This is a genomic window from Amycolatopsis sp. NPDC104819 (assembly GCF_055583145.1).
The window spans coordinates 127,981-151,474 of the sequence record NZ_JBVJON010000012.1 but is presented as its reverse complement, the minus strand read 5'-3'; the positions used below and the strand labels follow the sequence as shown (position 1 = coordinate 151,474).

Sequence of the window (23,494 nt, the reverse complement as noted above, 5' to 3'; positions counted from 1 at the left end):
GTCGTCAGGCTACCGGTAACCGGGTTGTGACTCAGTTAGCCGAGGCCGTCTCGCGGTTCTCGCGGCGCTCCTTGATCTTGGCCTTCTTGCCGCGCAGGTCGCGCAGGTAGTACAGCTTCGCGCGCCGCACGTCACCGCGCTTGTGGACCTCGACCCCGGCGATGTTCGGCGAGTGCACCGGGAAGGTGCGCTCCACGCCGACGCCGAAGGAGACCTTGCGGACGGTGAAGGTCTCCCGGATGCCGCCGCCCTGACGGCGGATCACGACGCCCTGGAAGACCTGGTTGCGCTCGCGGTTGCCCTCGATGACGCGGACACTCACCTTGAGCGTGTCGCCCGGGCGGAAGTCCGGGATGTCGGAACGCAGCGACTGCTTGTCCAGCGCGTCCAGGGTGTTCATCGGTGGTCCGTCCTCGTCTTCGTATGGCTTGCGTACACGTCCCGGGCGCGCAGCGGTCACACTGCGGGCGACCCGGGGGCTGATGGCGGGCTCGTGAACGAGGAGGTCCACTCACGCCAACCTGTCAAGTATCGCAGACGGGGGTTCGGGCGAACGCACCGGCCCTATGCCTGCTCGGGGTCCAAGCCCTCCAGGACCCCGCGATCGTGCTTGTCGAGACTACCTTCCGGCAGCGCGGCGAGGAGATCCGGGCGGCGCCGGGCGGTGCGCTCCAGGGCCTGGTCACGCCGCCAGCGGTCGATCAGCGCGTGGTTGCCGGAGCGCAGGACGTCCGGCACGGCCAGGTCGCGCCACACTTCCGGGCGGGTGTAGCTGGGGCCTTCGAGGAGGCCGTCGGAGAAGGAGTCTTCGGCGGCCGAGCGCGCGTTGCCGAGCACGCCCGGCAGCAGCCGGACGACGGCTTCGACGATGACCAGCACCGCCGCCTCGCCGCCGACCAGGACGTAGTCGCCGATCGACACCTCGTCGACGGGCATCCGCCGGGCGGCGTCGACGACGACGCGCTGGTCGATGCCCTCGTACCGGCCGCAGGCGAACACCAGGTGCTTCTCCGCCGCGTAGGCGTGCGCCAGCTCCTGCGTGAACGGCCTGCCCGCCGGGGTCGGCACGACGAGCCTCGCGCCGTCTCCGCAGACGTCGTCCAGCGCCGGGCCCCAGATCTGCGGCTTCATGACCATGCCCGGGCCGCCGCCGTACGGCGCGTCGTCGACCGCGCGGTGCACGTCGTGGGTCCAGTCGCGCAGGTCGTGCACGCCGACCTCGATCAGGCCGCGGTCGATCGCCCGGCCCAGCAGCGCGGCGCGCAGCGGGTCGAGGTACTCGGGAAAGATCGTGACGACGTCGATGCGCACCCGGTCACCAGTTCCAGTATTCGGTGGCTTCGGCGTGCCACGGGGACTCGACCTGCTGGTCGATCGTGAAGGCCATGCCGAGCCCCTGCGCGATCCGGATGTCGCGGCGCTTCGTCTCGCGCAACGGCGAGCCGGCGGGCAGGCCCTGGTCGGACGACCAGGACTCGCTCTGCGTGATGCACGTCCGGGCGCCGAAGCGGGCCGAGCTGCACGGCGCGGGCGCGTGCCAGGTCTGGACGTGCTTGAAGCGGAAGTTCTTGCCGCTGCTCTGCTCGGTGACAACCCCGTCGGCGACCAGCTGGTAGTCCGAAGCCGGCACGGTCCAGCGGACGTAGTGCTGCTGTCCCCCGTGCGACGGGATCGGCGTGCAGGCGCCGCCCTCGCACAGCGACTCGTTGGTCACGCGTTCGGTGTAGTAGGTGCCGTTGTCGTGCCAGCCGTCGAGCAGCACCCAGTCGCCGTCGTGGACGAAGTGCTCGGCGTAGGACGGCGGCCAGGTGACCGGGTCACCCCAGGAGATCTGCGACTCGGTGGCCGACTGCGGCGACCAGGCCCACTGGTACGCCTTCTCGCCCGGCGGCGCGAACTGGCCGGCGCTGCGCTGGAACATCATCGAGAAGTCGCCGTAGGTGGGGCCCGCGGCTTCGGCCGGGGGCGCGAAGACCGAGGCGAGCAGCAGTGCCGCGAGAACGGCCGTCCAGCGCCTCATGCGTCGAGCAGGCCTTCCGGCGGGTCGAGGACGACCCGGCCGCCCGCGACGTCCACCGTGGGGACGATCGCGCGCACGAACGGCACCAGCACCTCGCGGCCCTCGACGTCGATCTCCAGCAGCTCACCCGCGGGCGAGTGGACGATCTCGACGACCTTGCCGACGACCGTCCCGTCGAGCAGCTCGGCCCGCAGGCCGGCCAGCTCGTGGTCGTAGAACTCGTCGGGGTCCTCGGTCGGGGGCAGCGTGCCGGTGTCGGCGATGAGGAGCGCGCCCCGCAGCGTCTCGGCGACGTCGCGGGTCAGGACCTCCTCGAAACGCACCAGCAGCCGCCCGCTGTGTTCGCGGGCGGCTGCGATGGTGAGTTCCCTTGTGCTGCCGTCACGCAGCTTGGTCGTCACGGCCGCACCGACCCGGAACCGCTGGTCCGGCGAGTCCGTGCGCACGTCCACCGCGAGCTCCCCGCGGATTCCGTGCGCCTTGGCGATGCGACCGACTACGACGTCCATGACCGTTTCCGAAACAGGCTTCAGCGGTCGGTGTCGACGACGTCCACGCGGACGCCGCGGCCACCGATGCCGCCCATGACGGTGCGCAGGGCGGTCGCGGTGCGACCACCCCGGCCGATCACCTTGCCCAGGTCGTCGGGGTGCACGTGCACCTCGAGCGTCCGGCCACGGCGAGTGGTCAGCAGCTCGACCCGGACCTCGTCCGGGTTGTCGACGATCCCGCGCACCAGGTGCTCGAGGGAGTCAGCCAGAAAGCTCACTCGGCCTTCTCACCCTCGGTGGCTTCGGCCTTCTCGGCCTCGGCCTTCTTCGGGGCGGACTTCTTCTTCGGCGTGGTGGCCTCGGTGGAGGGCTCCTCGCCGGCCGCGGCCAGCGCCGCGTTGAACAGGTCCTGCTTGGACGGCTTCGGCTCGGCCACCTTCAGGGTGCCCTCGGCGCCCGGCAGGCCCTTGAACTTCTGCCAGTCACCGGTGATCTCCAGCAGGCGCTGGACCGGCTCGGTCGGCAGCGCGCCGACACCCAGCCAGTACTGGGCGCGCTCGGAGACGACCTCGATGAGGCTCGGCTCTTCCTTCGGGTGGTACTTGCCGATCGTCTCGATGGCCTTGCCGTCCCGGCGGGTGCGCGCGTCGGCGACGATGATGCGGTAGTACGGCGCACGGATCTTGCCGAGGCGCTGCAGCTTGATCTTGACGGCCACGGGTGTGGGTTCTCCTCGAATCTCTCTGGTGCTGGGCTGGGCGCACGCGGGCCGAGTGGGGACACGGACGCGGGCACCCGAAGGTCAGGAGCTTTCGCACGGTGAGAGGGTCCGGCGGAAGCAGGCAGTGCACCATTCTGCCAGACGGCCTCCGCGACCGGCCAAAGAGGCTCAGAAAGAGGCCACGCCGAGCGCGCCGAGCAGGATGGTGAGCGCCGGGAGGAAGTTGTTGACCTGGTGCGCGACGATGCTGGCGGGCAGCCGTCCGGTGACTAGCCGGGCTAGGCCGATCGGCACCGCGATGACCAGCAGCAACGTCGTCCGCAGCGGCTCCAGGTGGCTGGCCGCGAACACCGCCGTGGACAGCAGGAAGGCAGCCGCGCCCGCCCAACGCTCGCTGCGCCACTGCAGCTGTTCCGCGGCGCCCCAGAGCAGGCCGCGGTAGATGACCTCTTCGCAGATCGGGCCGAGCAGCCAGAGGTAGACGAACATCACCACGGCCGCCGACACCGACATCTTGCGGTCCTCGACCAGGGCGCTGATCGCCGACGTCGCGTTGGCGTCGCCGACCAGCCGCGTCCAGAGGTAGGCGCCGAGGGTGGTGAACACGAGCCCGACGCAGCCGTACCGGAAGCCGGTCTTCACGTCGGACCAGCGCCATTCGAGCCGCAGGTCGACGATCGGGCCGTTGCCGCGGACGTAGGTGACCAGCACGGCGACGGCGGCCGCGATCATCGTCGGCAGCATGGTGCCGAGCAGCACGACGCGCATCGGCAGCGGGCCGGGCCCGGTGTCGCCGACCAGCACCGACACGAACGCCGCGGACGACAGCAGGACCACTTCGACGAGCAGGAACGCCCCGAACCCCCACCGGTGCCGCGGCAGGGGCGGCAGGAAGGCCGTCGCCGCGGGCTCCTCGGGCTCGGGCAACGCGTCGGGAGCCGGGTCCCGAGGCTGGGAAGTGGTCACGCCTGCCCTCCGCGATCGCTCGGCTCCTCCGCCCGAGCCTAGCCGCCGGAGGGTGATCACACAGTGCCCGTCCGACTACTGTCCATCGATCTTCGTAACGGTTTCAGTGCGCGACGAACAGCAGGACCGCGGGCGGCAGGTTGTTCGCCGCGTGCGCGATCACCCCGGCGCTCACCCGGCCGGACAGGTGCCGGGCCAGGCCGATCGCGATGCCCTGGCCGAAGAGCGCGATCGTGCGGGTCGGCTCGCCGTGCAGCTGCGCGAACACCAGCGCGGTGAGCACCAGGACCACCCAGGGCGGGATCCGGTGGAACGACAGCGCGTTCCACAGCGTGCCGCGGACCAGCAGCTCTTCGGTGATCGGCGCGCCGGCGATGACGATCACCGCGGCGAGCACCAGCCAGACCGTGTCGCCGTCGAAGGTGTCGGCGAGGTCGGTCAGCGGGCTGTCGGAGACGTCGTCGGCGCCGTAGATCGCGATCAGCACCAGGTTGAGCCCGTACCCGACGACCAGGGCGAGCACCCCGCAGGCGAGGCCGATCCGGACGTCGCGCCAGGTCGGTTTGAGCCCGAAGTCGGCGCGCAGGCCGCCGCCCCAGCGCCACGAGCCCACCGCCGGGCCGAGCCCGAGCAGGAGGTTGGGCACGAACGCCAGGAGCAGCAGCGGGCCGATGTCCCGCAGCTCCAGCGGGTCGAACTCACCGACGTTGCGGTTGACCGCGGCGGCGATGACGAGGTTGACCAGGTAGTAGCCGGCGATCCCCGCGAAGAACGCCACGAAACACCAGTGCGCTCCCAGCACGCGCCGTGCGCCGTCGTCGTCCGTCACGCACCCAACGCTAAAGTGCCGGTCCCGTAAGGAAAACGGCGGGGGTCTACGCGTAGACGACACCGCCGAGCACGATGTGCTCCGGATGCCGCAGGACGCCCAGGTCCTCGCGCGGGTCGCTCGCGTAGACGAGCAGGTCGGCGGGTGCGCCGTCGGTGATCCCGGGGTGGCCGAGCCAGTCGCGGGCGGCCCACGACCCGCTCGCGAGGGCCTGCTCCCGGGTCATGCCCGCGTGGTGCAGGGCCTCGATCTCGTCGACGAGCCTGCCGTGCTCGACCATGCCCCCGGCGTCGCTGCCCGCGAAGACGCGTACGCCCGCTTCGATGGCCGTCGCGACCATCTCGCCGACACCGGCGTGCAGCGCCCGCATGTGCGCCGCGTAGGCCGGGTACTTGCCCGCCTTGTCCGCGATGCCCGGGAAGTTCTCGATGTTGATCAGGGTCGGCACCAGCGCGACGTCGTGGCGCGCCAGCTCGGCGAGCTGGTCGGCGCTCAGGCCGGTGCCGTGCTCGAGGCAGTCGATGCCGGCCGCGATCAGCCCGGGCAGCGCCGCTTCGCCGAACACGTGCGCGGTGACGCGGGCGCCGTGGTCGTGCGCGACCTTGACCGCTTCGGCCAGGACGTCGTCCGGCCACAGCGGCGCGAGGTCGCCGGCGCCGCGGTCGATCCAGTCGCCGACCAGCTTGACCCAGCCGTCGCCGTCGCGGGCCTGCTCGGCGACGGCCGCGGGCAGCTGGGCGGGGTCGTCCAGCTCGAGGCCGAGCCCCGGGACGTAACGCCTGGCCAGGGCGAGGTGGCGGCCGGCGCGGATGATCGTCGGCAGGTCGGCGCGCTGCTGCAGCGGCCGGACGTCGATCGGCAGGCCGCAGTCGCGGATCAGCAGCGTCCCGGCGTCACGGTCGGCCAGGGCCTGCGAAGCCGCTTCTTCGAGCGACACCGGCCCGCCCACGCCGATGCCGGGGTGGCAGTGGGCGTCGACCAGGCCGGGCACGAGGAAGACGTCACGGCCCAGCGTCTCGGCGTCCGGCACCGGCTCGAACGAGATCCGGCCGCCGGTGACCCAGAGGTCCCGGGACTCGCCGCCAGGCAGGACCACCCCGGCGACGTGGAGCGCGGTGCTCAATTGTCCTTGGGGTTCTTCGGCAGCTTGAACTTCGTCGGGTCGAAGCCCGGGACGTCGTTCATCCCGCCCAGCTTCGACAGGTCGGGCATGCCACCGCCGCCCGGCATCCCGCCGCCCGGGGGCAGCATCGGCATGCCGCCGGGGAAACCGCCGCGGACCTTGGGCTGCGTCGGGCCGCGGCCCTTCTTGCCCTTCTTGCCCTTGCGCGACTTGGAGCCGCCGCCCCCGCCGCCGAAGCCGAACCGGCCGGCCATCTGGGCCATCATCTTGCGGGCCTCGAAGAACCGGTTGACCAGGTCGTTGACCTCGCGCACGGTGACGCCGGAGCCGTTGGCGATGCGCAGCCGCCGCGAGCCGTTGATGATCTTCGGGTCGTCGCGCTCGGCCGGGGTCATGCCGCGGATGATCGCCTGCAGCTTGTCCAGGTGCTTGTCGTCCACCTGGGCCAGCTGGTCCTTCATCTGACCGGCGCCCGGGAGCATGCCGAGCAGGTTGCCGATCGGGCCCATCTTGCGGACCGCGAGCATCTGCTCGAGGAAGTCCTCCAGAGTCAGCTGGCCGCTGGACAGCTTCGCGGCGGCCTTCTCGGCCTGGTCCTGGTCGAAGGCCTGCTCGGCCTGCTCGATCAGGGTCAGGACGTCACCCATGCCGAGGATGCGCGAGGCCATCCGGTCGGGGTGGAAGGTGTCGAAGTCCTCGAGCTTCTCGCCGTTGGAGGCGAAGAGGATCGGCTGGCCGGTGACCTCGCGGACGCTCAGCGCGGCACCACCGCGGGCGTCACCGTCGAGCTTCGTGAGCACGACGCCGGTGAAGCCGACGCCGTCGCGGAACGCCTCGGCCGTGGTCACGGCGTCCTGGCCGATCATCGCGTCGACGACGAACAGCGTCTCGTCCGGCTGGACGGCGTCGCGGATGTCGGCGGCCTGCTTCATCAGCTCTTCGTCGACGCCCAGGCGGCCCGCGGTGTCGACCACGACGACGTCGTGCTGCGCGTGCTTGGCCTCGGCGATGGCGCGGCGGGCGACGTCGACCGGGTCGCCGACGCCGTTGCCCGGCTCCGGCGCGAAGGTGACGACGCCGGCGCGTTCGCCGACGACCTGCAGCTGCGTGACGGCGTTCGGGCGCTGGAGGTCACAGGCGACGAGCATCGGCGCGTGGCCCTGCTTCTTCAGCCAGAGCGCGAGCTTGCCGGCGAGCGTCGTCTTACCGGCGCCCTGCAGACCCGCGAGCATGATCACGGTCGGCGGGTTCTTGGCCAGGTTCAGCCGGCGGGTCTCGCCGCCGAGGATCCCGACGAGCTCCTCGTTGACGATCTTGATGACCTGCTGCGCGGGGTTGAGCGCCTGGGAGACCTCGGCGCCCTTCGCCCGTTCCTTGATCCTCGCGATGAAGGTCTTGACCACGCCGAGGGCGACGTCGGCCTCCAGCAGCGCGATGCGAATCTCGCGCGCGGTGGCGTCGATGTCGGCGTCGGACAGCTTGCCCTTGCGCGTGAGCGTCTGAAGGGCGGCGGTGAGCCGATCGGAGAGGGTGTCGAACACGGGTGTGCACGCTCCAGCTGGGTCGAGAGTGGCGCGCCGGACGAGGCCGGCACCTCCGAGGGTAGTCGCTCAGGCTTCCCCGCCTCGCGGGTACGCAAAAGTCGTGCACCCGATCAGTACGCGTGCACGTAGTACCTGACCGGCAACATCGGGAAAATGACTGGCATGCGTCTCCGAGATAAGTAAACATACGTGTATGACTTCCGCGACCAGACCCCGGCCGTCGCTCGCCGAACCGGCCGTCGACACCGACGAGCCGGTCCCCCTCCGGCGGATCGCCGGGCTGTTCCACGCGCACCGCGGGCCCCTGGCCGCGCTGTTCTCGCTGATCGTGCTGCAGGCCGGGCTCGGCGTCGTGTCGCCGTTCCTCCTGCGCGAGATCCTCGACACCGCCCTGCCGCACCGCGACACGCTCCTGATCAGCCTGCTGGCCGCCGGGATGATCGTCTGCGCGGTCGGCAGCGGCTCCCTCGGCGTGGCCACCACCGGCCTGTCCAACACGATCGGGCAGCGGGTGATGAACGAGCTGCGTGTGTCGGTCTACGGCCACCTGCAGCGGATGTCCCTCGGCTTCTTCACGCGGACGAAGAGCGGCGAAGTGCTCTCGCGGGTGTTCAACGACATCGGTGGTGTCGACAACGTCATCACCACGACCGCCGGGTCGATGGTGCAGAACGCGACCACGACCATCGCGATCACCGTCGCCCTCGTCGCCCTCGACTGGCAGCTCGCGCTGCTGTCGCTGATCGTCGTGCCGCTGTTCCTGCTGTTCACGCTGCGGCTGGGCAAGCGGCGGCGGAACCTGGCCCGCGGCCGGACCCGCCGGATGGCCCGGCTGACGACGATGGTCGAGGAGTCCCTGTCGGTCACCGGCGTGCTGCTCGCCAAGACGATGGGCAACGAGCGGGCGATGCGCGACCGCTTCGGCGCGGAGTCGCGGGAGATCGCGACGCTGGAGCGGGCCGCCGCGCTGGCCGGGCGCTGGCAGACCGCGTCCCGGGCGATGAGCCTGACGGTGATCCCGGCGCTGGTCTACTGGATCGCCGGGCTGGCGCTCGCCGGCGGCGCGTCCCCGATCTCGCTCGGCACCGTCGTGGCCTTCACCAGCATGCTCAACCGGCTGGTCGCGCCGGCCAGCGCGATGCAGACCATCGGGCAGAACGTGGCGACGTCGAAGGCGCTGTTCGGCCGCATCTTCGAGGTCCTCGACCTGCCGGTGGAGATCTCCGACAAGCCGGACGCGGGCACTCTGGAGGTGCGCCGTGGCGACGTCGCGATGCGCGGGGTGTCGTTCCGCTACGACGAATCCGGCCCGCTGACGCTGGCGGACATCGACCTGGACGTCCCGGCCGGGACGACAACGGCGCTCGTCGGCTCGACCGGTTCGGGCAAGACGACGCTCGCGTACCTGGTGGCGCGGCTGTACGAGGTGAGCGAGGGGTCCGTGACGATCGACGGCACCGACGTCCGCGACGTGACGCTGGCGTCGCTGGCCGCCGGGGTCGGGATGGTGTCGCAGGAGACGTACCTCTTCCACGACACCGTCCGCGAGAACCTGCGCTTCGCGAAGCCGGACGCGACCGACGACGAGGTCGAGGCGGCCGCGAAGGCCGCGCACATCCACGACACGCTCGCCGGGCTGCCCGAGGGGTACGACACCGTGGTCGGCCAGCGCGGCTACCGCTTCTCCGGCGGCGAGAAGCAGCGAATGGCGATCGCCCGGATCCTGCTGCGCAACCCGCCGGTGCTGATCCTCGACGAGGCGACCAGCGCGCTCGACACCCGCACCGAACGCTCGGTGCAGGCCGAGCTGGACCGCTTGGCCGCGGGCCGCACGACGCTGACGATCGCGCACCGGCTGTCCACTGTGGAGCACGCGGACCAGATCGTGGTGCTGCACGAGGGCCGGATCGCCGAACGCGGGACGCACGAGGAGCTGCTGGCGCGCGACGGGCGTTATACCCGGCTGGTCAGGGGAACCGCCTAATCTGGGCCCATGCAGCCCGAACCCGACGTCGCCTCACCCGTCAGCGCGGACCCCGAGCTGGCCGACCTGGCGTGGCGGGTCCGCGAGGGCGTCGGGCGGCTGAACTGGCGGATGCGCGCCGAGCGCGACCCGAACGGCCCCGGCCCGGCGGTGCTGGCGGTGCTGAGCCGGCTCTACCGGGCGGGCACGCACACGCCGACCGAGCTGGCCGAGGCGGAACGGCTGCAGCCGCAGTCGCTGACCCGGATCCTCGCCTGGGTGACCGAACGCGAGCTCGTCACGCGCACGACCGACCCGGCGGACGGCCGCCGGTCGCTGATCAGCATCACCCCGGCCGGCCTGACGGTGTTGCGGCAGTACAGCATCCAGCGCGAACGCTGGCTGGCGACGGCACTGGAGTCGACGCTCTCGCCGACCGAACGGCAGCTGCTGAAACTGGCGTCGGAGCTGCTGATGCGCGTCGCGGACGCCTGAAGACCGCCGCGGAGACCCCTCGATCCCTCCGCGGCGGCCTTCAAGACACCCCCTTGGCTCACACCGCCTCCCCGCGGTGTGAACGCGGGTCCCGAAACGGGCCGCTCCTCCGTCGGCCCGCCCCGGAACCCCGGTGCCCGGACGGCACACCTCCCCAGGGGCCGTCCGAACCCCCTCGCCGGCGATCCGGTATCCGCCGGCAGGACAAAGTCTGCCGCGCCGGGCGGCCCGCCAGCAGTGGAAGAACCCTCAATTACCCGTGGGTAGTAATACTCAAGACGTCTTCGTGCGACTACGTGACGCCGCGCGCTTCGCCGTCGTACGCGCCTTCGCCGCCCTCGAAGCGGCGGCCTTGGCCTTCGCGACGGCCGCGTTGCGCACGTCCTCCGCTTCGGACGCGCTCGCCTGGAGCGCCGCCAGCAGGCGCGTGACGCCTTCGTCCTGCTCGGCGGCCGTGGGCTGGACGACCTCGGCGCCGTCGATCTTCGAGCGGATCAACGCCTGGAGCGCCTCGCGGTAACGGTCGGGCACACGCGTGGGGTCGAACTCGCCGGTCAGCTCCTCGACGAGGTTCACCGCGCGGCGCAGCTCACCCGGCCGGATGTCGACGTCGGCGTGCCGGAACGGGAAGTCGGGCACGCGCACCTCGTCCGGCCACAGCATCGTCTCGAGCACGATCACCTGGTCGCGCACGCGCAGCGCGCCCAGCGTCTCGCGGCGGCGCAGCGCGACCGTGACCAGCGCTATCCGGCCGGACTGCTGGAGCGCCTCGCTGAAGAGCACGTACGGCTTGGTGCCGGCCGGCTCGGGCTCGAGGTAGTAGCTCTTCGCGAACCAGATCGGATCGACGTCGGCGAGCGGGGCGAACCCGCGGATGGCGATCGTGCGGCCGGGCATCGGCAGCGACGCGAGCTCGTGGTCCGACAGCAGCACGACGTCGCCACCGGGCACGGGATAACCGCGGACCATCTCCGCGGGCGGCACCTCTTCGCCGTCGACCTCGCAGACGCGCTTCACGCGCACCCGGCCGCCGTCGGCTTCGTGGACCTGGTGGAGCGGGATCTCGTGTTCCTCGGTCGCGCTGTACGCCTTCACCGGAACGGCGTAGTCCCCGAACCCGATCGTGCCCGTCCACACCGCTCGCATGCGACACCTCCGCAGCGCCCAGGCTAGGCGGACGGCCTCGCGCGTCCACACCTACAAACGGGTGTCAGGCGCGACGGATTCGCTCACACTTTCGAACGACGGCGTGACCTCGTCGAGCGCTTCGGCCGAACAGCGGGCCGCGATGGCCGCCGCGCGGAGCACTTCGGTGACCACTTCGACATCCAGCGGCGGGGCCGCGGCGAGCACGTCGCCGCCGCCTTCGACCCGGGCGGCGAGACCGGCGAGCGCGTGCGAGAGGGCCTCCTGGCCGGCCACCAGCTGCGCGACGACGTCGACGAGCTCGGTGGTGGTGGCGCCCGGGCCGCCGGCGCGCAGGCCCGCGGCCAGGTCTTCGGCGCACGAACGCAGATGGGTGGCGACGACCGTGGGCGGCAGCGTCAGCCGCGGCAGGTCCTGCATCACGCACCCCCTCCGGCCGGTCCGAGCAGCCATAGTGCCACCGCACGCCGCGTCATCGGACTCGACACACCGCCGTCCACTTATTTGACCGAGCGTTCTCGATAAGGCTAGAGTTTTGATCATGTCCCGCGTGAAGGAGTTCGACGTCGGCGAAGCGTGCGACGCCGCGCTGGCGCTCTTCCGGCGTCAGGGGTACGAGGCGACGTCGGTCAGCGACCTCGTCACGCACCTCGGCGTCGCCAAGGCGAGCCTGTACGCGACCTTCGGCACGAAGCACGACTTCTACGTGACGGCGTTGAAGCGCTACGCCGAGCGGACCGACGCGCGGGTCATGGCGGACCTCTCGCAGCCGGGTCCCGGGGTGCCCGCGGTGCGCCGGCTCCTGGAGGGCTACGTCGCGGACATCCTGGGGGAAGCCGGGCCGATCGGCTGTTTTGTCGTCAACGCGGCGATCGAGCTGCTCCCCCGTGACCCCGAAGTCGCCCGCGTCGTGGAACGCAGCTGGGACACCCTCGAGGTCGCCCTCACCATGGCGCTCGAACGCGCCAAGGCGCAAGACGAGCTCCCCGGCGGCAGCGACCCGGCGAGCCTCGCCCGGTTCCTGCTCACCGTCCTCCAGGGCCTGCGCGTCCTGGGCAAGGGCGCCGACGCCGCGAGCCGGCTGAACGCGGCCGTCTCCCAGGCGATGCGTCTCCTCATTCAAGACTGATCGGATCAGAAAGAAGGCAGACATGGCGGCACGGTTCGCGGACAAGATCGTCCTGGTGACCGGCGGCAGCTCGGGCATCGGGCGCGCGACGGCGCGGGCGTTCGCCGCCGAGGGCGCGACGGCGGTCGTGGCCGGGCGCGACGAGCAGCGGCTCGCGTCGGCGGTGAAGGAGATCGAAGCCGCCGGCGGCACGGCGAGCGCGGTCGTCGTGGACGTCACCGACTCCGCCGACGTCGCGCGGATGGTCGAGACGGTCGTCGCGCGGCACGGCGGCCTGGACGTCGCGTTCAACAACGCGGGCATCCTCGGGGCGCCGGCCCCGGTGGCCGACCTCGGCGAGGACGGCTTCGCCGCGGTGATGGCCACGAACGTCACCGGCACCTGGCTGTCGATGAAGCACGAGATCGCCTACATGCGGGCGCACGGCGGCGGCGCGATCGTCAACATGGCGTCGAACATCGGCGCGCACGGCCGGCTGCCGAACATGGCGGCCTACGCCGCGTCGAAGGCCGCGGTGAGCGCGCTGACCCGGACCGCGGCCCGCGACCACATCGCCGAGGGCGTCCGCGTCAACGCGGTCAGCCCCGGCGCCACGGACACGGAGATGTCGCGGCGCCCCGGCGAGACCGACGCCGATCGTGCCGCACGGCTGGCGGCCGCGATTCCGCTGGGCCGGGTGGGCGCCACCGCCGAAGTGGCCGCCGCGGTGCTGTGGCTGGCTTCGGCGGAGGCCGCGTTCACCGTCGGGCACGACCTGGTGGTCGACGGCGGCGCGACCGCGTAGGCGGCCCACCCGGGCCGCGGGGTTTCAGGACTCACGGTTGCGCATGGTGACGATCCCCTCTCCGGCTGGAAACGGACGGTGTGCGACGGGGTTCAGGACTCGCGGTTGCGCACGACAGCTCTCCTCTCGCGCGTGGTGACGGGTGGGGCTGCGGTGTGCTCAGGACTCGCGGTTGCGCATGACGGCCTCCCTCACTGGTCCGGTGCGGAAAATCGGACGTCGGGGCCTCAGGACTCGCGGTTGCGCATGGCGGCGGCCTCCCTTCACTGCTCCGATCGTGTGGCAATCGTCGATCGCGGCCGCCCGGTGTGGTGGGGTGGACGCGGATCGTCGGATCACCAGGGGAGTTGCACCGCCTTGAGTATGGACGGCGCCCGTCCGGCCGAGCCCCGAGCGGGCCGGATCCGAGGGGTGCCCCGTCCTGCGCGCTGGACGCTCTGGCGGCAGCGGCCGACCTTGATCTTCTACTGCTTCCTCGTCGAGTCCGTGGCCCTCGTGGCCACCGTCTGGACCGCCGTCGTCGTGCCGGTGGACGCCTGGGACCTGGTGGTCTTCGGGGTCCTCGCCGCGCTCGGCGTCCTGCAGGCGGAGCTGGGCCGCCAGATCGAGCGCGTCCGGCGGCTGGTGTCCGACACCCCGCACATCAACCTGACGTCGGTCTGGACGTTCGCGGGCGTGCTGCTCCTGCCGCCCGCGCTCGGCACGGCGCTGGTCGCCGTCCTGTACGTGCACCTGGCGACGCGCAGCCTCGCACGGATCAAGCGCGTGCCGCCGTTCCGGACGACGCTGAACGCGACGCTGGTCGTCGTCACCTGCTACGCGGCCGAGCTGGTCCTGAGCCGCCTCGGCGTCCCCGACATGTACACGGCGCTGACGTCGGGCTGGCGCGGCGTCACGGCCATCACGCTCGCCGCGGTCGCGTACTTCCTGGTTTCGGCGATCACGATCGTCCCGGCGCTGACGATCACGAAGCGCTCGGTGAAGGCGTTCTTCGGCGGTCTCGGCGACAACCTCCTCGAGGTCGCGACGCTCTGCCTGGGCCTGCTCACGGCGTTGACGCTGGCGACGCTGCCCGCGCTCGCCGTCGCGATCGTGCCGCCGCTGCTGGTGCTGCACCGGGCGGTGCTGATCAAGCAGCTGGAGATCGCGGCGACGACCGACGAGAAGACCGGCCTGTTCAACACGACCGGCTGGCACCTGCTGGCCTCACGTGAGCTGGCCCGGGCGCAACGCAGCTCCCGCAGCACGTTCGGCGTGCTGATGATCGACCTCGACCACTTCAAGCTGATCAACGACGCGCACGGCCACCTGGCCGGCGACACGGTGCTGCGCGCCGTCGCGGCGTCGATCAAGAGCGCGGTCCGCGACTACGACTCGGTCGGCCGCTTCGGCGGCGAGGAGTTCGTGGTCCTGCTCCCGGACATCGGCCCGGCGGCGGTACTGGCGGTCGCCGAGCGCATCCGGTCGGCGATCGAGTCCCTGCAGGTCGAGTACGAGGACGGCAGCCACATCCGCGTCATCGCCTCGCTGTCGGCATCCATCGGCGTGGCGACCTACCCCGACGGCGGCACGGCCGTCGAGCGGCTCCTCCAGGCCGCCGACAAGGCGCTGTACCGAGCCAAGGACGCGGGCCGCAACCAGGTCGTCGACGGCACCGCGACCGCCTGACCTGCTCCCCCATTTCCCGGCGTTGACCAGGTGACTTGTCATTTTTGCTCGGCTGAGCTAAATTTTGCTCATGCGAGCAAGAACCTTCACCGAGTCCGGCCGGCGGGCCCAGATCGTGCGGGCGGCGATCGAAGTGATCGCCGAGGCCGGCTACGCGAAGGCGTCGTTCAGCCGGATCGCGAAGCAGGCGGGCCTGTCGAGCACCGGCATGATCAGCTACCACTTCGCGGGCAAGGACGACCTGCTCGCGGCGTGCATCACCGAGATCGAAGAAATCACCGGCGCGTTCATGCAGCCGCGCATCGACGCCGCCGTCGGGCACGTCGCGCAGCTGCGGGCCTACGTCGAGTCGAACGTCGAGCTCGTCGGCGAGCACCCGGCCGAAGTCCGCGCGCTGATCGACCTGGTGAAGAACGCCGGTTCGCAGAGCGCGGGCGTCAACGGGCGGCTCGCGCTGTTCGAAGAGCACTTCCGCACCGGGCGGGCGGCGGGCGCGTTCGGCCCGCTCGACGCCCGGACGACGGCGCTCGCCTTCACCGCCGGCCTCGACGCCGTCGTCGCGACGGCGGCCGCGGCCGGGCTGGCACCCGCCGAGCTCACGCGCATCGGCCGTGAGCTCGCCGACCTCTACGTGCGGGCGACCGCACCCGAATCCGCTGGGGGATCCGCATGATGATCGAAGCGAAGTCCGAGCCCGACGCCGGCCTGCGCCGGCTGGTCCGCGCCAACGTGCTGACCGTGGTGTTCGAGGTGCTGGTGCCGATGGCGCTGTTCTACGGCCTGCGTGCCGCCAGCGTGGACCAGTGGTGGGCGCTGATGGCCGGTGTCCTGGTCGCCGCGCCGTACGTGCTGTGGACGATCGTGCGCAACCGGAAGGTCGACCTCGTCGCGCTGGTGACGCTGAGCGTCCTGGTGCTGTCGGTGGTGCTGGGCCTGCTCTCGGACGACCCGCGCACGCTGGTGATCCGCGAAGGCTGGACCGCGGCCCTGGGTGGCGTTTTCGGCGCGTGGATGCTGGTCTCGGTGTTCGTCGGCCGGCCGGCGCAACTGACGCTGGGCCGCACGATCGCCGAGGTCAAACGCGGCGCCGAGGGGGCGGACGCGTGGGCGGGTCGCTGGGAGACCGACGCCCGGTTCCGGCGCGGCCTGCGGATCAACACGGCCGCCTGGGGCGCGGTGCTGCTGGCCGGCGCGGTGCTGCACATCGTGCTCGTCTACACGCTGCCGATCGACCTCATCGCCCTGGTCACCAACGTGGCGTGGTTCGGCGCGCTGGCCCTCCTGATCGGCTGGCACGTCTGGTACCTCAAGAAGGAGAACCTCGATGCCTGACGTCCTGGTGGCGGGCGCCGGCCCGACCGGCCTGCTGACGGCGTTCGAGCTGGAACGCGCCGGGCTCGACGTGCTGGTCCTGGAACGCGACACCGAGCCCACGACGCAGTCGAAGGCCCTCGGCCTGCAGCCCCGGTCGGTCGAGGTGCTGGCCGACCGCGGCCTGCTCGCCGCCATCGAGCCGCACGTCCAGGCGAAACTGCCCGCCGGGCACTTCTCCGGCGTCCCGATCGACTACACGGATCTGCCGACGCGCTTCCCGTACCAGCTCGGTGTCGAGCAGGTCCACGTCGCGGCGGCGATCGAGGCGCGGCTGCGCACCCCGGTCCTGCGCGGTGCGGGTGTCACTGCTGTCGCGCAGGACGGCCACGGCGTCACCGTCACCGCGGGCGGACGCACGCACCGCGCGGGATGGCTCGTGGCGGCCGACGGCGGCCACAGCACGGTCCGGACGCTGCTGGGCGCCGCGTTCCCGGGCACCCCGGCCCGGGTCTCGCTGGTCGTCGCCGACGTCACGCTCGCCGCGAAGCCCGCCGGCCTGGCCGAGGCCTGGTCACTGCCGGCCGGCTCGTCCGGCTACCTGCTCCCGCTGTCGGGCGGCCGCCACCGCACGATCGTCTTCGGCGAAGAGCAGCAACGGCTCGACCGCGGCACCCCGGTCACGGCCGACGAGCTGCAGCGGGCACTCACCGCGGCGCACGGCCCCGGAATCGAGGTCGGCGAAGTGCTGTGGGCGTCCCGGTTCGGCGACGCGGCACGGCAGCTGGAGCAGTACCGGCACGGCCGGGTGCTGTTCGCGGGCGACGCCGCGCACATCCACCTCCCGGTCGGCGGCCAGGGGCTCAACCTGGGCCTGCAGGACGCGGTGAACCTCGGCTGGAAGCTGGCGGCCGAGATCCGCGGGCACAGCCTGCTCGACAGCTACCACGACGAACGGCATCCGGTCGCCGCGCGGGTGCTGCTCAGCACTCGCGCGCAGGCGGTGCTGGGCGTGCCCGATCCGGACGCCGCGGCGGTGCGGGAGATGGTGACCGGCTTGCTTGCCGTGTCGGAAGCGCGGCGGGCGGTCGCGATGGAGATCTCGGGCCTCGGGCTGAGCTACCCGGGTGTCCTCGGCCGGGCTGAGGTCCCGGCCGCGTCGGACGGCCGGGCCGTGCTGGTGGGCGCGGCGGTCCCCGAGGGATGGGGCGACCGGGTCGAGACCCGGCACGGCGATGCTCCCCAGCTCGTCCGGCCCGACGGGTACGTGGTCTGGAACGGCGGGCCCGGCTTGGAAAACGCGCTGGCGAAGTGGTTCGGCGAACCCGCGGTCGCGCTGGTTTGACCTTGCCTGAGCGGTCCGCTCAGGCAAGGCCCGATCAGGAAGCCGCGGCCAGTACCGCCTGCTCGACCTCGCGACGCCAGCCCGGCTCGATGCGGCCGCTGCGGGGTGTCACCGCGAACGAGTCGACCACCGCGCCGCCCAGCGTCGCGACCTTCGCCCAGCGCACCTCGGCGTTGCAGCGCCGGAGGGCGCCCGCCACCCGGAACAGCAGGCCGATCCGGTCGGCGGCGCGCAGTTCGAGGACCACCGTGTCCGGGCCGCTCGTCTCGTCGTCGAACCAGAGGACCTTCGGCGCGACCGTGGCCGCGTCGGGCGAGCCGTAGTCGCGTTCCTTCGCCGCGAGGCGCTGGGTGAGCGGCAGCGTGCCGGCGACCGCGCGGGCGAACTGCTCGCGCAGCAGCGTCACCTCCGGCAGCGAGCCGAACTTCGGAGACGCCGTGAAGACCCCGGCGCGGCCGCCGTCGTGCCCGCGCAGGACCGCCGAATGCACCTCCAGGGAGTTCAGCGCCAGCACGCCGGCCGCGGGCGCCAGGAGCTCCGCGCGCGCCGGCACGGCCAGCAGCACCGTGACGACCTTGCCGTGCGAGCTGATCCGGATCTCGCCGTTGCCCGACGCCACGGCCTGCGCGACGAGCTCACGCTGTTCGGCGTCCATCGGCTCCGGCGCGGTGAACCCCTTGCCGCGCAAAACTTCTTCGCACCCGGTGACGAGCTCGGCGAGCAGCCGCGCCTTCCAGTCCGTCCAGACGCCGGGGCCGGTGGCCAGCGAGTCGGCCTGGGTGAGCGCGTGCAGCAGCTCGACCAGGACGAGATCGCTGTCCAGGGTCTTCACCACGCGCGCCACCGTCGCCGGCTCGCTGATGTCGCGGCGGGTCGCGGTGTGCGGGAGCAGGAGGTGGTGGCGGACCATCGCCGACACCGTCGCGGCGTCGGCCGGGTCGAGGCCGAGCCGCGTCGCGACCTGGGCGGAGATCTTGGCGCCGAGCTCGGAGTGGTCGGCGTCGCGGCCCTTGCCGATGTCGTGCAGCAGCGCGCCGATCAGCAGCAGGTCGGGTCGCGAGACCGTGGTGGTCAGCTTGGCCGCCTCGACGCAGGTGCGCACGAGGTGCCGGTCGACCGTCCACTGGTGCACCGGCGAGCGCGGCGGCAGGTCGCGGACCGCGCCCCACTCGGGGAACAGCCGGGACCAGAGCCCGGTCCGGTCGAGCGACTCGACCGCGTCGACCAGGCCCTCCCCCGCGCCCAGCAGCTCGACCAGGGCGTTCAACGCCTCGGCCGGCCACGGCGCCCGCAGCTCCGGAGCCGACTCCGCCAGCGCCTTGAGCGTGCCGAGCGCGATCGGCTTGCCCGTGCGCGCCGACGCGGCGGCGACCCGCAGCAGCAGCGCCGGGTCCTTCGCCGGGACGGCGTCGCGGGCGAGCGCGACCTCGTTCCCGTGCAGCACCACGTTTTCGGCGAGCGGCGTGCGGGACGGCCGCCGTCCGAACCGCGACTTCGGCGGCTCCACAGTGGACCGCAACGCGACGTCCAGCGCGTACGCGATCGTGCGTCCGGCGCCGGAAAGCTTGCGGGCCAATGTGAAACGGTCGCCGAAGCCGAGTTCGGCGGCCACCAGCTCGGCCTCCGGCGCGGACAGGACGTCCCGTTCGCGCCGGATCTCGCGCCGCAGCTCGGTGCGGACGTCGAGCAGGAGCTCCTTGGCCTGGAGGAGCTCCTCGCCCGGGCGGGCGGTGAGCTGCGCCGCCGCCAGGGCTTCCAGGACGGCGAAGTCGCGCAGGCCACCCCGGCCGTGCTTGAGATCGGGCTCCGCGGACTGCGCCATCTCACCGCTGCGGGTCCAGCGTTGCCGCACCGACGCCGTCAGATCGGGGATCTGCTTGCGCGCGGTGCGGCGCCACTGGTCGCGCGCCGCGGAAACCATGCGGCCGGCCAGCTCGGCGTCCCCGGCGAGGTGCCGGGCGTCGAGCAGGCCCATGGCCACCCGCAGGTCTTCCGAAGCGACCTTCAGCGCTTCACCGGGCGTGCGGACCGAATGGTCGAGCCCGACTTTCGCGTCCCACAAGGGATACCAGAGCGCGTCCGCGATCTCGCCGACCCTGCTGTTGCCGTTGTGCACCAGCAGCAGGTCGAGATCGGAGAACGGCACCAGCTCCCGGCGGCCGAGCCCGCCCACGGCGACCAGCGCGACACCCGGTTCCGCGGTGTCGACGCCGGCCGCCGAGGCTCCCCTGCCCAGCCAGAACTCGTAGAGGTCGACCAGGGCCGCCCGCAGTGCGGACGCCCCCAGCCTCCCGTGCCTGCCCTCGAGCAGTCGCTCGGTGGCCTTGACCAGTTCGCCCCCGTCGGCCATCCCGGACGCCTATAGAGCGTCCGTGCCGCGCTCGCCGGTCCGTACCCGGATGACCGTCTCGACCGGCGTCACCCACAGCTTGCCGTCACCGATCTTGCCGGTGTGCGCGGCCGTGGTGATGGCGTCGAGCACCTTCTCCACGTTGGTGTCGTCGGTCACGACCTCGATCTTCAGCTTGGCCACGAAGTCCACCGAGTACTCCGCGCCGCGGTAGACCTCGGTGTGGCCCTTCTGGCGGCCGTAACCCTGGACTTCGCTCACCGTCATGCCCAGCACGCCCAGCTGCTCCAGCGCGGAGCGGACGTCGTCGAGCGTGAACGGCTTCACAATCGCCGTGATGAGCTTCATGCCTTGCTCTCCTCGAGTTTCGCGTGCGAGGTGGCGGTCTTGACCGGGATGGTCGTCGGCTGGCCGAGGCCACCGCCCGACCCGGTGAAGTCGTACGCGCTCTCCGCGTGCTGGGCCTCGTCGATGCCGCTGACCTCGTCCTCGGTGCTGACGCGGAAGCCGCCCGCCTTCTTGATCACGAAGCCGATGATGAACGACAACACGAAGGAGTACAGCAGTACCGCGCCGGCCGCGAGCGCCTGACGGCCCAGCTGGGTGAACCCGCCGCCGTAGAACAGGCCGTCGGCGCCGAGGGAGTTGACGCTGGTGGTGCCGAAGAAGCCGATCAGCAGCGTGCCGACGATGCCGCCGACCAGGTGGACACCCACGACGTCGAGCGAGTCGTCGAAGCCGAACTTGTACTTGAGCGAGATGGCCAGCGCGCAGAGGACACCGGCGATCAGGCCGATCGCGATGGCCCCGATCGGGCTCACGAAACCACACGCCGGGGTGATGGCGACCAGGCCGGCGACTGCGCCGGACGCCGCGCCGAGCGTGGTCGGCTTGCCGAACTTCAGCTGCTCCACGATCAGCCAGCCGAGCACGGCGGCCGCGGTGGCGACGGTGGTGTTGGTGAACGCGACGGCGGCGAGGTCGTTGGCGGCCAGCGCCGAACCGGCGTTGAAGCCGTACCAGCCGAACCACAGCAGGGACGCGCCGAGCAGCACGAACGGCACGTTGTGCGGGCGCCCGGTGTCCTTCGGCCAGCCGCGGCGCTTGCCGAGCACGATCGCCAGCGCCAGACCCGCGGCGCCGGCGTTGATGTGGACCGCGGTGCCACCGGCGAAGTCGAGTGCCTTGAGGTTGTTGGCGATCCAGCCGCCGACGGCGTTCTCGCCGACGAAGCCGTTGAAGGAGAACACCCAGTGCGCGACCGGGAAGTACACGACCGTCACCCAGATGACGACGAACAGCGTCCAGCCCCAGAACTTCGCGCGGTCGGCGATGGCGCCGGAGATCAGCGCGGGCGTGATGATCGCGAACATCAGCTGGAACATCACAAAAGCGAGGATCGGCAGGCCGTCCGAGCCGGGCCAGGCGACGGCCGGGCTCGTGTCGGTGGCGGCGGTCGCGAAGCCGGCCAGCTTGCCGAAGGTGTTTTCGAGGCCGGCGAAGTGGAAGTTACCGAGCAGCCCGCCGAAAGCGTCGTCGCCGAAGGACATCGTGAACCCGTAGAGGGCCCACAGCACCCCCACGACCGCCAGTGCGATGAAGTTCATCATCAGCATGTTCAGGACGCTCTTCGCGCGGACCATACCGCCGTAGAAGAAGGCCAATCCCGGTGTCATGAGCATGACCAGCGCGGCGCTGGCCAATACCCACGCGGTGTCTCCTGCGTTCAGCACATCGTCCTCCCGTGCCCTGGGTTCATGCGAAGGCAGTTTTGGCGCGCGGTGTTTCACGGGGCGGCTCGTGAGGTTTCACCCGCGTGAACTGTCCACGCCCGGTTGTTACAGCCAGGTTTCCCGCCACCCGTGCTGGAGTGTCCGGTTGCGAAACGTCGTGGTCGAATATCCCCATGACCTCAGCCGGCCACGGGAATGACCCACTGCCACCCCGGGTCGTCGACGCGTTGCGATGTTCGGTGTGCGCCACCCCGATCGGGGCAGTCGATCGCACGCTGCGTTGCGACAACGGCCACTCGTTCGATCTAGCGCGCCAGGGTTACGTGAACCTGTTGCACGCGCGAATCCCGGCCGGAACGGCGGACACGGCGCCGATGGTCGCGGCCCGCGCGGACTTCCTGGCATCGGGCGCGTACCGCCCCCTCGCGGACGAGCTGGCGCGCGTGTGCGCGGAGACCGACGGCTTGGTGATCGACGCGGGCGCCGGCACGGGCTACTACCTGGCCCACGTCCTGGAGGCGGCGCCGCTCGCGGCCGGCCTGGCCCTCGACGTCTCGGCGGTCGCCCTGCGCCGAGCGGCCCGAGCGCACGACCGGCTGGGCGCGGCGGTGTGGAACCTCTGGGAGCCCTGGCCGGTGGGCGACGGGGTGGCGTCGGTGGTACTGAACGTCTTCGCCCCGCGCAACGGGCCGGAGTTCCACCGCGTCTTGAGCCCCGGCGGCCTGCTGGTGGTCGCGGCCCCGGCCCCGGACCACCTCGGCGAGCTGGGCGACCTGGTCCTGGCCGTGGACGACCGCAAGCAGGAGCGCCTGGACGGCACCCTCGGCGAGTACTTCGCCCGCACGAGCCGCACCCCGGTCCGCCACACGACGGAGCTGACGGCCGCCCAGGTCCGCCAAGCGGTGGAGATGGGCCCGACGGCCCACCACCTCGACCGCGACGGCCGCCGCGAGCGCCTGGACGCGCTGAGCGAGCCGCAAGTGGTGACGTTGTCGTTCACGGTCTCGACCTACCGCCGGTTGTGAGGGCGGTAGGTCGCGGTCTGGCAGGCTGGAGGTCGTGAAGCCCGACTGGACCGCGTCCGCAGCCCTGCTCGCGGACCCGGAGTGGGTCCGGGCCCGCATCGGCGGCGCGGCGAAGCTGTACGGCTGCGCGAGGCCGGAGGTGCTCGGGACGATCTGGTGGTACTCGCTTTCGTCGGTGCTGGTGGCGCCCGCGGTGGAAAGCCTGGTCGCGGCGGTGTCGGCGGGGCTGGTGGAGGTGCCGACGGGCGGGGGCGGTTCGACGGCCCCGGTATCGGCTGGCCGGGCGGGAGTTGCCCCTGCAGGCAGTCCGGCCCCGGCTGACACCGGCGGTCCTTCGGCCGGAGCGGTCCCTTCCCGCTCGTTCACGGGCCAGGCTCTCGCCCCCTCCGCCCACACTGTCCTCGCCGATCCCTCCCTGGCTGCCATGGAGCTCGACCTCGTCGCCGACGGCCGGTTCCTCGGTGCCCGGTCGACCCGCCGACTCTCCGGTGGCCTGGCCGAGCTGGGCACCGCGTTCGCCGAGGCGCTTGGTGCCGCCGTCAGCACGATCGCCGAGGTGAGCGGGGCTCGTGAACGCGCACTGGGCGCCATCACCACCGACTCGATCGGCAACCGGCTGCTCTGGACGCCGGATCCGGAGCTGGCCATGACACTGGCCGAGCCTCTGGTCGCCGCGATCGGGCTCGGCCTGCCGAAGCCGCGGTTCGTGCGTGTCGGGCGCACGCCTGCCGTGCGACGGGCCTCGTGTTGCCTGATCTACGAAGTCGGCAACCCCAAGTGCGTCAGCTGTCCGCGGCAAACGCCGCCCGAGCGCGAAGCACGCCTCCGCGCCGCTCTCGGCTGACCGGGCC

General features: G+C 71.7%; 25 protein-coding genes. 10 read left to right on the top strand and 15 right to left on the bottom strand.

Features of this window, described 5'->3' with window-relative positions:
- Positions 1-31: 31 nt before the first annotated feature.
- The 10 genes from rplS to ffh all read right to left on the bottom strand — a co-directional run bounded on the left by rplS (position 32) and on the right by ffh (position 7,691).
- Positions 32-400 carry a 50S ribosomal protein L19 gene (gene rplS / locus ACZ63E_RS33670; RefSeq protein ID WP_257921235.1) on the bottom strand — a complete coding sequence of 123 codons (369 nt, stop codon included), beginning with the start codon at positions 398-400 and terminating at the stop codon, positions 32-34.
- A 164-nt stretch (positions 401-564) separates the two neighbouring features.
- Positions 565-1,311: a tRNA (guanosine(37)-N1)-methyltransferase TrmD gene (trmD, locus tag ACZ63E_RS33665; RefSeq protein ID WP_465340247.1), complete on the bottom strand. Its 747-nt coding sequence runs from the start codon at positions 1,309-1,311 to the stop codon at positions 565-567.
- Between the two features lie 4 nt (positions 1,312-1,315).
- Positions 1,316-2,020, bottom strand: coding sequence for a hypothetical protein (locus ACZ63E_RS33660; protein ID WP_465340246.1), 705 nt, complete (start codon positions 2,018-2,020; stop codon positions 1,316-1,318).
- On the bottom strand, positions 2,017-2,529 hold the full coding sequence (gene rimM / locus ACZ63E_RS33655) for a ribosome maturation factor RimM (RefSeq protein WP_465340244.1): 513 nt from the start codon (positions 2,527-2,529) through the stop codon (positions 2,017-2,019). The genes ACZ63E_RS33660 and rimM overlap by 4 nt, the downstream gene beginning before the upstream one ends.
- A 20-nt stretch (positions 2,530-2,549) precedes the next feature.
- Positions 2,550-2,789 carry an RNA-binding protein gene (locus tag ACZ63E_RS33650; protein WP_003103110.1) on the bottom strand — a complete coding sequence of 80 codons (240 nt, stop codon included), beginning with the start codon at positions 2,787-2,789 and terminating at the stop codon, positions 2,550-2,552.
- Entirely contained in the window at positions 2,786-3,229 is a 444-nt protein-coding gene (gene rpsP, locus ACZ63E_RS33645; protein ID WP_364626326.1) for a 30S ribosomal protein S16, read from the bottom strand. The genes ACZ63E_RS33650 and rpsP overlap by 4 nt, the downstream gene beginning before the upstream one ends.
- Positions 3,230-3,400: 171 nt before the next feature.
- Positions 3,401-4,198 (bottom strand): lysostaphin resistance A-like protein, encoded by a 798-nt coding sequence (locus tag ACZ63E_RS33640; RefSeq protein ID WP_465340243.1) that lies wholly within the window; start codon positions 4,196-4,198, stop codon positions 3,401-3,403.
- 103 nt (positions 4,199-4,301) lie between these two features.
- A complete protein-coding gene (locus ACZ63E_RS33635; protein ID WP_465310615.1) occupies positions 4,302-5,027 on the bottom strand; it encodes a lysostaphin resistance A-like protein in 726 nt (241 codons plus the stop codon).
- A 46-nt stretch (positions 5,028-5,073) separates the two neighbouring features.
- Complete coding sequence (locus ACZ63E_RS33630; RefSeq protein WP_465340242.1) at positions 5,074-6,150, bottom strand: amidohydrolase family protein; 1,077 nt, start codon at positions 6,148-6,150, stop codon at positions 5,074-5,076.
- The gene (gene ffh, locus ACZ63E_RS33625; RefSeq protein ID WP_465310613.1) at positions 6,147-7,691 is read right to left on the bottom strand and encodes a signal recognition particle protein; all 1,545 of its coding nucleotides are present in this window, start codon (positions 7,689-7,691) and stop codon (positions 6,147-6,149) included. The genes ACZ63E_RS33630 and ffh overlap by 4 nt, the downstream gene beginning before the upstream one ends.
- Before the next feature lie 196 nt (positions 7,692-7,887).
- On the opposite strand from ffh, the gene ACZ63E_RS33620 reads away from it, so the two are divergent.
- Positions 7,888-9,678: an ABC transporter ATP-binding protein gene (locus tag ACZ63E_RS33620; protein WP_465340241.1), complete on the top strand. Its 1,791-nt coding sequence runs from the start codon at positions 7,888-7,890 to the stop codon at positions 9,676-9,678.
- A 9-nt stretch (positions 9,679-9,687) separates the two neighbouring features.
- Positions 9,688-10,152, top strand: a complete 465-nt coding sequence (locus tag ACZ63E_RS33615; protein WP_465340240.1) for a MarR family winged helix-turn-helix transcriptional regulator — start codon at positions 9,688-9,690, stop codon at positions 10,150-10,152.
- Between the two features lie 273 nt (positions 10,153-10,425).
- Here the strand turns inward: ACZ63E_RS33615 and ku are convergent, their stop codons facing one another.
- Positions 10,426-11,298, bottom strand: coding sequence for a non-homologous end joining protein Ku (ku, locus tag ACZ63E_RS33610; RefSeq protein ID WP_465340239.1), 873 nt, complete (start codon positions 11,296-11,298; stop codon positions 10,426-10,428).
- A gap of 51 nt (positions 11,299-11,349) precedes the next feature.
- Positions 11,350-11,718, bottom strand: coding sequence for a hypothetical protein (locus ACZ63E_RS33605; RefSeq protein ID WP_465340238.1), 369 nt, complete (start codon positions 11,716-11,718; stop codon positions 11,350-11,352).
- 121 nt (positions 11,719-11,839) lie between these two features.
- Between ACZ63E_RS33605 and ACZ63E_RS33600 the strand changes: the two genes are divergently transcribed.
- From ACZ63E_RS33600 to ACZ63E_RS33575, 6 genes are all read left to right on the top strand, one after another.
- Positions 11,840-12,427, top strand: a complete 588-nt coding sequence (locus tag ACZ63E_RS33600) for a TetR/AcrR family transcriptional regulator (RefSeq protein WP_465340237.1) — start codon at positions 11,840-11,842, stop codon at positions 12,425-12,427.
- A gap of 22 nt (positions 12,428-12,449) precedes the next feature.
- Entirely contained in the window at positions 12,450-13,211 is a 762-nt protein-coding gene (locus ACZ63E_RS33595; RefSeq protein ID WP_465310607.1) for a glucose 1-dehydrogenase, read from the top strand.
- 363 nt (positions 13,212-13,574) lie between these two features.
- On the top strand, positions 13,575-14,879 hold the full coding sequence (locus ACZ63E_RS33590; RefSeq protein ID WP_465340236.1) for a GGDEF domain-containing protein: 1,305 nt from the start codon (positions 13,575-13,577) through the stop codon (positions 14,877-14,879).
- Positions 14,880-14,949: 70 nt separating this feature from the next.
- Complete coding sequence (locus tag ACZ63E_RS33585) at positions 14,950-15,552, top strand: TetR/AcrR family transcriptional regulator (protein WP_465340235.1); 603 nt, start codon at positions 14,950-14,952, stop codon at positions 15,550-15,552.
- Complete coding sequence (locus ACZ63E_RS33580; RefSeq protein ID WP_465340234.1) at positions 15,549-16,211, top strand: VC0807 family protein; 663 nt, start codon at positions 15,549-15,551, stop codon at positions 16,209-16,211. Before ACZ63E_RS33585 ends, ACZ63E_RS33580 begins: the two co-directional genes overlap by 4 nt.
- A complete protein-coding gene (locus tag ACZ63E_RS33575) occupies positions 16,204-17,535 on the top strand; it encodes an FAD-dependent oxidoreductase (RefSeq protein WP_465340233.1) in 1,332 nt (443 codons plus the stop codon). Before ACZ63E_RS33580 ends, ACZ63E_RS33575 begins: the two co-directional genes overlap by 8 nt.
- Before the next feature lie 34 nt (positions 17,536-17,569).
- Here ACZ63E_RS33575 and ACZ63E_RS33570 read toward each other — a convergent pair whose 3' ends face one another.
- Genes ACZ63E_RS33570 through ACZ63E_RS33560 form a run of 3 tightly spaced genes read right to left on the bottom strand, consistent with a single transcriptional unit; the run spans position 17,570 to position 21,618 of the window.
- Entirely contained in the window at positions 17,570-19,885 is a 2,316-nt protein-coding gene (locus ACZ63E_RS33570) for a [protein-PII] uridylyltransferase (RefSeq protein WP_465340232.1), read from the bottom strand.
- Positions 19,886-19,894: 9 nt separating this feature from the next.
- Positions 19,895-20,233: a P-II family nitrogen regulator gene (locus ACZ63E_RS33565; protein WP_093952295.1), complete on the bottom strand. Its 339-nt coding sequence runs from the start codon at positions 20,231-20,233 to the stop codon at positions 19,895-19,897.
- Positions 20,230-21,618, bottom strand: coding sequence for an ammonium transporter (locus ACZ63E_RS33560; RefSeq protein WP_465340231.1), 1,389 nt, complete (start codon positions 21,616-21,618; stop codon positions 20,230-20,232). Before ACZ63E_RS33560 ends, ACZ63E_RS33565 begins: the two co-directional genes overlap by 4 nt.
- 173 nt (positions 21,619-21,791) lie before the next feature.
- Between ACZ63E_RS33560 and ACZ63E_RS33555 the strand changes: the two genes are divergently transcribed.
- Both ACZ63E_RS33555 and ACZ63E_RS33550 read left to right on the top strand, forming a co-directional pair.
- Positions 21,792-22,643 (top strand): putative RNA methyltransferase, encoded by an 852-nt coding sequence (locus tag ACZ63E_RS33555; RefSeq protein ID WP_465340230.1) that lies wholly within the window; start codon positions 21,792-21,794, stop codon positions 22,641-22,643.
- 34 nt (positions 22,644-22,677) lie between these two features.
- Positions 22,678-23,487 (top strand): (2Fe-2S)-binding protein, encoded by an 810-nt coding sequence (locus tag ACZ63E_RS33550; RefSeq protein ID WP_465340229.1) that lies wholly within the window; start codon positions 22,678-22,680, stop codon positions 23,485-23,487.
- Positions 23,488-23,494: the final 7 nt, after the last annotated feature.